The sequence below is a fragment of the Clostridium sp. DFI.1.208 genome (genome assembly GCF_024463855.1).
In the GTDB taxonomy this organism is placed as follows: domain Bacteria; phylum Bacillota_I; class Bacilli_A; order Erysipelotrichales; family Erysipelotrichaceae; genus Clostridium_AQ.
Genome location: NZ_JANGCA010000082.1, coordinates 1 through 12,724 on the forward strand (window position 1 = coordinate 1; position 12,724 = coordinate 12,724).

Annotated in this window: 9 protein-coding genes; all 9 read left to right on the plus strand. The window is 45.4% G+C overall.

Annotation, left to right across the window (positions count from 1 at the left end; genetic code table 11):
• Positions 1-342 precede the first annotated feature (342 nt).
• Positions 343-1,554 carry a tRNA lysidine(34) synthetase TilS gene (gene tilS, locus NE665_RS21955; protein WP_117444597.1) on the plus strand — a complete coding sequence of 404 codons (1,212 nt, stop codon included), beginning with the start codon at positions 343-345 and terminating at the stop codon, positions 1,552-1,554.
• A gap of 27 nt (positions 1,555-1,581) precedes the next feature.
• Complete coding sequence (hpt, locus tag NE665_RS21960; protein ID WP_233104824.1) at positions 1,582-2,121, plus strand: hypoxanthine phosphoribosyltransferase; 540 nt, start codon at positions 1,582-1,584, stop codon at positions 2,119-2,121.
• A gap of 20 nt (positions 2,122-2,141) precedes the next feature.
• On the plus strand, positions 2,142-4,160 hold the full coding sequence (gene ftsH / locus NE665_RS21965; protein ID WP_117444598.1) for an ATP-dependent zinc metalloprotease FtsH: 2,019 nt from the start codon (positions 2,142-2,144) through the stop codon (positions 4,158-4,160).
• A gap of 434 nt (positions 4,161-4,594) precedes the next feature.
• Positions 4,595-6,067: a fructose-specific PTS transporter subunit EIIC gene (locus NE665_RS21970; protein ID WP_008816362.1), complete on the plus strand. Its 1,473-nt coding sequence runs from the start codon at positions 4,595-4,597 to the stop codon at positions 6,065-6,067.
• Between the two features lie 12 nt (positions 6,068-6,079).
• Positions 6,080-6,532 carry a PTS sugar transporter subunit IIA gene (locus NE665_RS21975; protein WP_117444600.1) on the plus strand — a complete coding sequence of 151 codons (453 nt, stop codon included), beginning with the start codon at positions 6,080-6,082 and terminating at the stop codon, positions 6,530-6,532.
• Positions 6,533-6,544: 12 nt separating this feature from the next.
• A complete protein-coding gene (locus tag NE665_RS21980) occupies positions 6,545-9,154 on the plus strand; it encodes a glycoside hydrolase family 38 C-terminal domain-containing protein (RefSeq protein WP_117444601.1) in 2,610 nt (869 codons plus the stop codon).
• A 32-nt stretch (positions 9,155-9,186) separates the two neighbouring features.
• Positions 9,187-9,990 carry a MurR/RpiR family transcriptional regulator gene (locus tag NE665_RS21985; protein WP_117444602.1) on the plus strand — a complete coding sequence of 268 codons (804 nt, stop codon included), beginning with the start codon at positions 9,187-9,189 and terminating at the stop codon, positions 9,988-9,990.
• A gap of 256 nt (positions 9,991-10,246) precedes the next feature.
• A complete protein-coding gene (locus tag NE665_RS21990; RefSeq protein ID WP_117444603.1) occupies positions 10,247-11,620 on the plus strand; it encodes a glycoside hydrolase family 1 protein in 1,374 nt (457 codons plus the stop codon).
• Entirely contained in the window at positions 11,620-12,519 is a 900-nt protein-coding gene (locus NE665_RS21995; RefSeq protein ID WP_117444604.1) for an ROK family protein, read from the plus strand. Before NE665_RS21990 ends, NE665_RS21995 begins: the two co-directional genes overlap by 1 nt.
• Positions 12,520-12,724: the final 205 nt, after the last annotated feature.

The window sequence follows — 12,724 nt, forward strand, 5'->3', positions numbered from 1 at the left end:
ATCAAAAAATTCAATATATCCTTCAAAATATACAAAAAAAGACAATTTCATTTCGAAAATTGCCTATATACAATAAAAAGCCTATGTCCTTACGAAAAGGTATAGGCTTTTGTCAACAATCTGAAATAGGAATGCTTTCAAAAGCATTCCTATTCTTTTCATATTCATAAAATCCAAAATTATAAGGGAGTGTATTTCTGCTTATTTGCTTCTGTAGGACATTTGATTAAATTCTGATGGTAAGGTGTCTACATTGGACTGGCGCGTGTGAAATAACTCCAACTTACTTATTTCTATGTTGCCTAATTATCGTAATTACCGTATAATAGCCGCATGAAACATATGAAGAAATTAGAAAAGGAAACCTATATCATCGGCGTCAGTGGAGGCCCGGACTCTATGGCATTGCTGGATATGTGCAGAAAAGAAGGATTCCAGCTGGTTGTTGCGCATATGAATTATAAGAAGCGTGATACAGCGGATCGGGATATGGAACTGGTGCGCAGCTATTGTGCGCGTTTTCATATACCCTTTGAAGCGAGGCTGCAGACAAAGCCCTGTGTAGGCAATTTTCAGGCATTTGCCAGAGAAGAGCGCTATCGTCTGTATCGTGAGCTTTTACAGGAGTATCAGGCGGCTGCTGTATTGCTGGCACATCATTTGGATGACCATCTGGAAACCTATCTGATGGCAAAAGAGCGGGGAAGCATGAAGGAATATCTCGGCATACAGGAGGAAACATGTATCATGGGATGCAGGATCATCCGTCCGCTAATGGCGTATAGCAAACGCGAACTGGAAGCATACTGTAGAGAGAATGCCGTGCCTTTTGGGATTGATGAAAGCAACCTCACGGATCATTATGCGAGAAACAGAATACGGCATGAGGTTGTGGAAAGAATGTCGGAAAAGGAAAAAGAAGCGCTGATGGAAACCATTTCCCGGGAAAACATGCGTATGCGGCAGCTGCGTGCAGATTGCCGTGCATTTTTAAACAGCTGGGATGGCAGTCTGAAACATCTGCGGGTACTGGACAGCTATTTTCTGGAACAGGTGCTGATTACCTGGATTCATGATACATGTGACTGTTATCTGTCCATGCATGAGATTCAGGTGCTGCGTGAGCTGATCATGAACAATGCAAACTATTGGACACGCGATATCGCCAGCGGGTATGATATATACAGCGAATACGGAAAGCTGGTCATTGATACCAGTGAGGACATCAGCTATTCCTATGTATACGATCATGCGGTATTTGAGAAAACACCCTACTTTGAAACAGCTCCTCACGGGACAGGGGTTGAGGCGGTTACCCTGCAGGAAGCAGACTGGCCGATCACCATAAGAAATGCACAGCCACAGGACGCCATACAGCTTCGATTCGGCGTAAAAAAGCTGAATCGCTGGTTCATCGACCGCAAAATTCCCAAAAAGGAACGCAAATTATGGCCGGTTGTTGTGAATGCTGCGGGAAATGTGATTCTGGTGCCTAAAATTGGCTGTGATATTGCACATTTTTCTAACAATCCTACGCTATTTGTGTTAAAATAGTAGATAGCTGTATTAGGAGGATTTTGCATGCACGACGTAGTTGAAAAAGTATTGGTGTCCGAGGAAGACATCGTAAAAAGAAGTATGGATTTAGGAAAACAGATCAGTGATGATTACCGTAAAACAGGGAAGGCACCGCTGCTGGTAGCCTTACTGAAGGGAAGTGTTCCTTTCCTTGCGGAGCTGATTAAGCATATAGATTTGGATATCCAGTTTGACTTCATGGATGTATCAAGCTATGAAGGAACAGAGTCCATCGGAGATATTAAAATTGTGAAGGACCTGGATTGTTCAGTAAAGGGCGTACCGATTCTGCTTGTAGAGGATATCGTTGATACCGGACGCACGCTGAAGGAAGTGACGCGTCTGTTGAAAAACAAAGGGGCAAGCGATGTAAAAGTCGTTTCTCTGCTAGATAAACCGGATCGTCGTGTTGTAGATATAACTGCAGATTATGTAGGTTTTGAGATTCCCAACGAATTTGTTGTGGGCTTCGGTCTTGATTACGACCAGCATTACCGCAATCTGCCTTATATAGGAGTACTGAAACCTGAAGTATACAAATAAAACGTTAGGAGGACGATCGAATGAACAATAAAAAGTTTATAAGCTTTCTACCTTATATCTTAGTCCTTGGTATTATGCTGCTTCTGATTTCCTATGGAACAGACAGCAGTACAAAAAACTTTAACTATAACGAATTTATGACAAAGGCAAATACCATGACATTCACCAAAGCGGAAATGTCAATGGGAACTACCGTTATTGATGTAAAAGGGTCGTATAGTGAGAAAGGCAAAGATGTAAACTTCACCGTTCGTGTGCCAAATACGGAAAAAAATGTTTCCTATCTGACAGACGTATTCAAAAAAAGCAAGAGCACCAATTTGACAGTAAGTGATCCTAACAGGGAAAGCCTGCTGATGAAATTCCTGATGAATGTGTTCCCGTTCCTGCTGATTGCAGGTGTGGCGTTCTTTATGTTCTCAAAAATGAACGCAGGAGGAAACAACAAGGCATTTGAATTCAGTAAGTCCCGTGCAAAGATCGAAGGAAATATCAAGGTTCGTTTCAAGGATGTTGCGGGCTGTGATGAAGAAAAAGAAGAGGTTAAGGAAATCATCGACTATCTGAAGGACCCGAAGCGGTTCACGGATATGGGTGCCCGTATTCCGAAGGGCATGCTGATGGTAGGTCCTCCGGGTACCGGTAAGACACTGCTTGCCAAGGCAGTAGCAGGAGAGGCAGATGTACCGTTCTTCTCTATTTCCGGTTCTGATTTTGTTGAAATGTTTGTCGGTACCGGTGCGAGCCGTGTCCGTGACATGTTTAAAAAAGCACAGCAGACTGCACCGTGTATCGTCTTTATTGATGAGATCGACGCCGTCGGAAGACAGCGTGGAGCCGGCATGGGCGGTGGAAACGATGAGCGTGAACAAACCCTGAACCAGCTGCTTGTTGAAATGGATGGTATGGGTGAGAATAAGGGAATTGTAATCATCGCAGCAACCAATCGTCCGGATGTTCTGGACCCTGCATTGCTGCGAAGCGGACGATTTGATCGTCAGATTACGGTGAACCTGCCGGATAAGCGCGGACGTTATGAAATTTTGAAGGTTCATGCGAGAAACAAAAAGCTGGCACCGAATGCAAATCTGGAGGGTCTGGCAAAACGGACACCGGGCTTCTCAGGTGCCGATTTGGAAAACGTGTTGAACGAGGGTGCTATATTAGCCGTGCGTGATAAACGTAAGGTAATTACAATGGAGGATCTTGACGAAGCCATCGACCGTGTTATGATGGGGCCTGCCAAGAAATCCAAAAAATATACGGACAGAGAAAAACGTCTGGTTGCCTTCCATGAGGCAGGGCACGCTGTTATCGGCTTAAAGCTGGATGACGCAGACAAGGTAGAGAAGGTAACAATTATTCCACGTGGTGAAGCAGGCGGCTATAACCTGATGACACCGAAGGAAGAAAAAATGATGCCGACAAAGGCAGACTTCATGGCACAGATCACCGGCTTAATGGGTGGACGTGTTGCCGAAGAGGTCATGTTTGATGAAGTATCTGCCGGAGCAAGCAATGATATTCAGAAGGCTACTAAAATTGCAAAGGCCATGGTCAGAAGCTGGGGTATGTCCTCTCTGGGACCGATTCAGTATGATGATGGTACCGGAAATGTATTCCTGGGCAGAGATTATGGCAGCGGAAGTAATTATTCCGGTGAGATTGCATATGAAATCGATAAGGAAATCCGTAAGATTATCAATGAATGCTACGATCGTGCAAAACAGATCATTGAGGATAACAAGGATCTGCTGACACTGATTGCAGAAACGCTGATTGAGGAAGAAACTATCACCAGCGAACAGATTTACAATCTGATGAATTACGGTAAACTGATTTCTCCGGAGGATGAAGTACGTGCAGCGGAAGCGAAAGCGGCAGAGCAGAAGCTGAAGAATCTGGAAGCAGGTATTACACAGGAGGATACTGCTGAAGAAGTACAGGAAGACGTACAGGCTTCCAAGGAGCCGGATATTGATTTTGACGCAGCCTTGAAAGAGCTGACGAAAAACGATTACGACGAGCATAAGGAATAGTTAAACAGAGTCATGAGAGCGGTAAACGTTCCATGACTTTTTCAATGGATCGATGCTATATCCGACATTATATGTAACCCCATGATCATTTAGATAGCTATTATATGTATCCAAAATCGCAGGCATGAAAATTGGAATCGTCAACAGTACGGAGAATAATGAAACAGGCTATGCTTCAGGCTGTATGCATGGCCTTTTCTTATAAAAATGAAAATGAACATAATAGAAATAAATGGATAAAAATTTCATAATATTTTTCAAATAAGCAAAATAACTGATATATTAGATGAAAAATACCAAAATACAACCGTTTACAGTGAAATTAGTTTCATTGATTTAGGAAAAAAGGGTACTGCACCCTGAATAGTCTGTAAGTGTTTACATTGAAAAAGGGACAGGCTATACTATACGAGAACTTGATAGGAGGAAAACTTATGAGTAAGCATATTGTAGCAATTACAGCCTGTGCAGCAGGGATTGCGCATACGTACATGGCTGCGGAATCTCTGGAGCAGGCAGGGAAAAAACGCGGGGATTCTGTACGTGTAGAAACACAGGGGTCCATTGGAGCGGAAAACGTTCTGAGCGAACAGGAAATCAAACAGGCAGATGTTGTCATCGTGGCAGCTGATATTGATATTGATTGTGCCCGCTTTGCCGGAAAGCGTGTCATGAAGGTAAGAAGCGTTGATGCAATCAAAGATGCCAACGCATTGATTGAGCGTGCATTAAATGAGGCAACGCTGTATGGCGAAAAAGGAAGCAAGGCAGGAAACATCACACTGGGGAAAACAGAAAATCCGATCATCAAACATATTATGAGCGGTATCTCCTACATGGTGCCGATGTGTATTGCCGCAGGTCTGCTGCTGGCGATTGCAAATGTATTTGCATTTCAGAAGGACGATCTGGGGAGAATTGTAAACTGGGGCTTTGATAATAAAACAGCGATGGGCTACTTTATGCAGAAGCTGTTCATGGTGGGACAGACAGGCTTCAAGCTGATGATTCCACTGTTCGCAGGCTTCGTTGCGAAGTCCATCGCAGACAAACCGGCGATTGCACCGGCTATGATTGGTGCCTATATTGCCAACGATCCTGAATTTCTGGGAACACAGACAGGCGGTGGTTTCCTGTCAGCGATTCTGGTTGCGTTCATCGTAGGATATTTTGTAAAGGGGATGAAGCGGATCCCATGGCCGAAAATCGTACAGCCACTTACCGGTATTATGATTATTCCGTTCGTATCCACTCTGGTGATTATGATTATCGTTCTGTTTTTGATCGGTCAGCCGATTGCATTCGCAATGGATGCGTTATACAGCGGACTGACAACACTGAATGAACAGTATGCGGCAGCTCCCTTCATTATTGGAGCCATCATCGGGGCAATGGTCGGCTTTGACTTCGGCGGTCCGGTAAATAAGACCGCATTGATTTTCGGAACAGCCGTATTTACGGATACGATGACCAAATATGGTGTACAGGGTGCCAACTTCGTACCGCAGAGTGCCACACAGGCAGCGATTTCCGTTGCACCGCTTGGTATCTGGCTGGCATCTGTCATATTCAAAAACAAATTCTCTAAAACAGAAAAGATTTCTGCGACAAGTGCCTTCGGTATGGGAATGGTTGGAGTAACAGAAGGGGCAATTCCTTTCGCTGCTGCCAATCCACTTCAGATGATTACCGCAAGTGTTGCAGGCTCTGCACTGGCAGGCGGTCTGGTAGCATTGACAGGCTGTAAATTCTATGGCGGTATCGGATCACCGCTGGGAACCTTTATCGGATATATCGAGCAGCCGATTCCCTTTATCACCTGGATTCTCTGTGTACTGGCAGGGATTGTTGTAACGGCATTGATTATCGGCTTCTGGCGAAAACCGGTTGTAGAAGAAAACGAGTAACAGGAGGCAGTTATGGATAAGAGTGTATTTGACAGGCATCATATTCAGTTTGATACAGAAGCAAAAACGCAAAAGGAAGCCTTTCGTGTGATTGCCCATGCAGCATATGAGGCAGGCTTCGTAAAGGATGAGAATGCTTATTTTGAAGGCATGTGTGAGCGTGAGAAAGAGGCGACAACCGGCTTTCAGGATGGGATTGCTATTCCCCACAGCAAGCATGCGACCTGCATAAAGCCGGGAATCTTCCTTGTGAAATTTGAACACCCGATTGCATGGAACGCGCTGGATGGTAAGCCTGTACAGGTGGCGCTGGGGCTTACGATTCCAGAGGATGGCGGGGATGTGCATCTGCGCATTCTGAGCAAACTGGCACGTAAAATGATCAGCGAGGAATTCCGCACAGCGCTGAAAACCGGAACTGATGTTGATGCGTTGTATGAGGTGATCGCTGCAGTGGAGCTGTAAGCGGAGGAAGCTATGAAGAAAATGCATGTGTATTCTCATACACATTGGGATTATGAATGGTATTTTACCGCAAGTGAATCCATCGTACAGCTGATTTATCACATGGATGAGGTGATTTCCGCGCTGGAAAGCGGAACGCTGAAGACCTATTTGCTGGATTCTCAGGTGAGTATTCTGGAGGAATATCTACATATGATGCCTGAAAAAGAGCCTGTGATACGCAAGCTGGTAGAAGAAGGAAAGCTGATGATCGGCCCCTGGTACACCCAGAGCGATGAACTGATTATCAGTGGAGAAAGTCTTGCGAGAAATCTGTGGTATGGGATAAGCTATGCAAGAGAACTGGGTAACTGTATGATGATCGGTTATCTGCCGGACTCCTTTGGACAGAGTAAGGATATGCCCAAGCTGTATAACGGCTTCAATATCAAAGAAGCTCTGTTCTGGAGAGGGGTTCCCAATGATGTATGTAAGAAAAGAGAATTTTACTGGCACAATACAGATGGAAGTGAAGTGCTGTGCTATCATATCCGGGATGGATATTTCTACGGTGGTAATCTGATTTACACCGATGATGTGGATAAGGTGGAAACCCGTGTTTTACATGGTGCGTCCACAACCCATCAGCTGCTTCCTCTGGGAGGGGACCAGCGTTATGTGGATTTCAATCTGCAGGAGCGGCTCAGCTTTTATAATGAACGCTCCACACATGATATTCAATATTTTGAAAGCGATTTGGAAAGCTTCTTTAAAGAGCTGCGAAAAGAGGAGGGACTGCCGCAGATTACGGGGGAATTCATCGATGCCTCTGTTTCCAAAATTCATCACTCCATTTATTCCTCGCGCTATGATCATAAACAGCTGAATGATGAAATTGAACGACGCATCATCTATCAGCTGGAGCCATTTATGGTACTGCAGATGCAGATGGGGATCAAGCCGAAAACCTCTGTTCTGAGGAAGCTGTGGAAGAAGGTGCTTCTAAACCATGCGCATGACAGCGCCTGCGGCTGTAACAGTGATGCTACCAACGATGCGATTCTGCAAAGGCTGAAGGACTGTGATCAGATGAGCTCGATGCTTTTGGATTATCAGGTACGCAAGCTGAGTGAATCCATCGAGGGAATCCGGGAACAGGATCTGGTGTTTTATAATACGCTGCCATATACAAGAGATGATGTATTCCATGTATCTGTATCCACGAAAGCAAAACACTTCCGTATTGTGGATGAAGCCGGCTGCGAGGTCGTCTACGACTGTCTTAAAATACAGCGTGTATACAGCGGGAGCATACGCAGAGACCCATCTGTATATGATGAGGATTTGTATTATTATCAGAGTGATATACGAATTGCCATATCTATGAAGCCGATGAGTATGCGTATACTGCATCTGGAAGCATGTGAGCACACAGGACAGCTGCAGGAATGCAGCGCTCTTGAAAATGCGTTTTATAGGATTACCATGGAAAACGGCAGCCTGTTCCTGCTGGATAAGCAAAGCGGAAAAGTCGTTGAGGATTTTCTGTATGTAGAGGACAGCGGAGACGAGGGAGATACCTATGATTACTCCTGGCCAACGCATGATCATATCTATAAGCTTCACTTTCAGGATGCACAGGCAGAATGGAAGCACGGAGCACTTGCGGATACACTGGTATTGCATGGCGCATGGCGGCTCCCTGAGAATTTACAGGAGCGTTCCGATGGGAAATGCAGTCAGGATATCGCATATACGCTCTGTTTACAGCTGAATCAAGCCGCAGATGTAGTACAATGTGAAATGACCATAGACAACACGGCGATGGAGCATCGCATGCGTGTGATTTTACGTGGATTCAGCAGCTCATCCTGCAGTATTGCGGACACGCCGTTCGGTACCATGCAAAGAGCACATGATCCAAAGCATATGGAGGACTGGAAGGATGCTGGCTATCGTGAGGAGCCTACGCCGATTTATCCGATGCTGCACCATGTATCGAATGGAACAGAACAGGTGCTGACTTGTTTCTGTAAGGGAATAAAGGAATATGAAATCCTGAAGCATACCGATATTGCACTGACGCTGTTTCGCAGTGTACCATTGCTAGGACGTCCGGATTTAAACCGCCGCCCCGGAATTGCGAGTGGAAACGAATTCAAATATATACCAACACCGAAATCAGAGCTGCGTCAGACCATGAGCTTCTCCTTTGCCTTGTGCTTGCGAAAAGAATACAATGCAATGGAAGTGCAGAAAACATGGCTGCGCTATGCGAATGCTGTCCTGTTTTATCAGCTGCAGGAAATGAACCGCTTTGTGAATACGCAGAAATATTTTGTGACACATCCGTATCCTACTGTGGTAAAACCGCCGCAAGCTTCGATTCTCGATATGGACGAGAGTGACTGCCTGCAGTTCTCTTCCCTGTATCCGCTGGATGAAGCACATGCTGTTCTGCGAGTGTACAACAGCCGCGATGAGCTTGTAAAGAATGATGTGCTGAGCTGCACAGGGGAAGACATACAGCAGACGAATATGCTGCATGAGCCAGTTGCTGCCTGTGAAGCAGAGCAACACCTTGTGACGCTGTCAAATATACAGCCGGAGGAAATCAGAACCTATAAAATCATCGTGAAATAGAGTATAATACCGGTAGCGATGGAGGGATGCATATGGAAAAGGAAATTCTTTTGAGAATCAATCTGGCAAAGGTTAATTTCACCTACGTGGAAGAAACGATTGCACAATATTTCACAGACGGAAGAGAACCGCTCACGATTCACGAGCTCGCAAGAGAGCTTTCTATTTCCAGCTCCTCCATTACACGCTTCTGTAAGAAAATCGGATTAAACAATTTTAAGGAGCTGATGTTTCTGTATGAGCAGCATCTGAATATGCAGAATGCGCCGCAGATTTCTAATATCTCATTGGATTTACAGAGTGAATATTTCCGCATCTTTCGTCTGGTGGATCAAAACTTTGATGCAAAGGCGATGGAACAGGTATGCAGATATATTTATGAGCACCGCATTATCAATATCTTTGCATTCGGACTGAGTGCAACTGCAGCAGAGGATTTTCGTTTCCAGTTCTCACGTCTCGGTAAATTTATCGAGGTGATTCACGATAAGGATGCTATCAAGATGAGCTCGCGGGTATTGCAGAAGCAGGACTTGGTTTTTATCTTCACCCTGCGCGGCAATACCTATCTGGAGGAGCTTGCCGCAGAGCTGACAACACGGGGAATTCTTGTGGTAAGCATTTTGGGTAATCAGAATAGTCGCCTGAAAAAGCTCAGTGATGTTGTTCTGTATACCTCATCGTTATCCGGAGAGGAGTCTACGGGTATGATTTCCGGACAGATACCGATTTTAATCATGATCGATATGCTGTATTATCACTATGTGAGAACGTATAGCGATGCACTGACAAACTGGGCGAGTACAGAGGAGATTTTAAAGGATCGAAAGGAATAGACATAGTAAAGCTGCAGATAGGCAGCTGTTACAGCTTCACATAAAAAGGCTCTCTCCTATGGAGAGGGCCTTCGATGCAGATTGTCTTCTGCATACAGCAAAACTGTATACCACAAGATATAAATGCATCAGGGAATAGGCGCATGTTTGATGCAGAAGGGCATCGCTTTTACATTACAAAGCTGTTGTATACATACAATATATGAAGCTGCAGAACGTCGTGCTTTATGGAAATAACGATATAAGGAGGAAGCTTATGCTACAATTTCCGGAAGGATTTTATTTTGGAAGTGCCACCAGCGCAACACAGAGCGAGGGTGCCGCAGCCATTGATGGTAAAGGAAAAAATATATGGGATATCTGGTTTGAACAGGAGCCTGAGAAATTTTATGAGGGAATCGGACCGAAGGAGGCTTCCGGATTCTATACGCACTATCGCAAAGATATTCGACTGTTGAAGGAAACAGGACACAATTCCTGCCGAATTTCCATCAGCTGGAGCCGTATGTTTCCACAGGGAGATGGTGCGCTGAATCCGCTTGCCGCATCGCATTATCATCGTGTTATTGATGCCTTTCATGAGGAGGGGATCGAGGTTATGATCAATCTGTTTCATTTTGATATGCCGGCGGCATTGCAAAAGCAGGGTGGCTGGGAAAGCGATCATGTTGTGGATGCCTATGTGGAATATGCACGTACCTGCTTTTCTCTCTATGGGAAAAAGGTACAGCGCTGGTTCACCTTCAATGAACCAATCGTTCATGTGGAGTGCGGGTATCTGAACGGCTTTCATTATCCATGCCGCCATGATATGAAGGCTGCTGTACAGGTGGCGTATCACACGGCGCTTGCCAGTGCCAGAGCAGTGCAGGCCTTCCATGCGATGTGTGATGGGAAAATTGGCATTATCTTGAATCTGACACCCAATTATCCACGCAGTCAGAGCACGGAGGATGTAGCGGCATCCCGTATTGCAGAGCTGTTTTCTGCACGAAGCTTTCTCGATCCTGCTGTACTTGGCGTATATCCCAAGGAGCTGGTGGAGCTGTTGACGGAACATGCGCTTTTGCCGGACTATGAGGAACAGGAGCTTGCTGTCATAAAGGAAAATACCGTGGATTTTCTCGGTGTGAATTATTATCAGCCAATCCGTGTCAAGGCGAAGGAAACACCGGTGGACCCTACCGCGATGATAACACCGGAGAGCTTCTATGATTACTATGAAATGCCAAATCGAAAAATCAATCCCTATCGTGGATGGGAAATCTATCCAAAGGGAATGTATGATATTGCGACCAATATTCGCACCAACTATCATAATATCGAATGGATGATTACGGAAAACGGAATGGGCGTTGAGAATGAAGCACGTTTTCTGCAGAATGGCAGAATAGAGGATGACTACCGTATTGATTTCTATAAGGAGCACCTTACCTGGCTGCATAAGGGAATCGAGGAAGGCAGCAACTGTATCGGTTATCATGTGTGGACGGGAATTGACTGCTGGAGCTGGCTGAATGCATATAAAAACCGCTATGGACTGATTTCCATTGATTTGAATACCCAGAAGCGTACAATAAAGAAGAGTGGCTACTGGTTCCGTGAACTGGCAGAGAAACGGGGGTTCTAATGGAAAGGTATCTTTGCTTTGACATTGGTGGAAGCTCCTTAAAATGTGCAGCGGCAGATGAGGAAGGAAAGCTTTTCCATATTAGATCCTATCCGATGAGTGCAGACATAGAGGGACTGCTCGCACATATGAAAGCATATCAGAAGGATATCACCATGCAGGGGATTACGTTGCTTGGGGCGGCGATCAGCTCCTGCGGGGCTGTGGATTGTGACAGCGGTATGATCGGGGGAAGCAGTGCAGTACCCTTTATCCACGGCTTTTCGTGGAAGGAAAGGATCCAGAGGGAGCTGGGCATGGACTGTGAAATTGAGAACGATGCGAATTGTGCTGCATTATCGGAGCTGTTTTTCGGTAAGGCGAAGAACATACAGGATATGGCGTTTCTGGTGATTGGGACCGGTGTGGGCGGTGCAATCGTAAGAAATCGGAAAATTTGCCATGGAGCGCATCGCTATGGCGGTGAATTTGGCATGATGTTGGTAAAGCAGGCGGATGGCAGTGTCCAAAATTTCAGTCTGTGTGCCTCTACCTCGAGTATGGTGCGAAAAATGCAGGCTTTGACTGCGGAAGAATGGAATGGCGTGCGAATTTTTGAAGAAGCACAGCAGGGAAATGCAATGTGCAGGGAGGTTATTCAAACCTTCTATGAGGAACTTGCCTTTGGTGTTTTCAATGTACAGCATATGCTGGATCCGGAAATGATCCTGTTTGGTGGTGCAATCAGCGCACGAAGGGATTTCACACAGCGGATCATGGAAGCGTATGAGAAGCTGCAGAAGGAATTGGATTTTGAAACACTGACTCCGCGTTTGGAATGCTGTACCTATCGACAGGATGCCAATCTGCTGGGGGCACTTGCACATTACCTGCAGCGTAGGGAACTGACAAAATTATGACACAGAAGAAGGAGATTATCAGAATTTCCTTCTTTTCAGTAGTGTGCCGGGCATGGCATAAATTCAGTTGGAGACAAGCCAACCACAGGTAGTTACCGCCAAGTGTAGTGAACCACAAGCCGTTGATAGTGATGTCATGGGTGAAGGAAGTGGTGTAACGATTCTTTTGAGCGTACGAACAGAAACTTGATGAGGCTAAATGGTG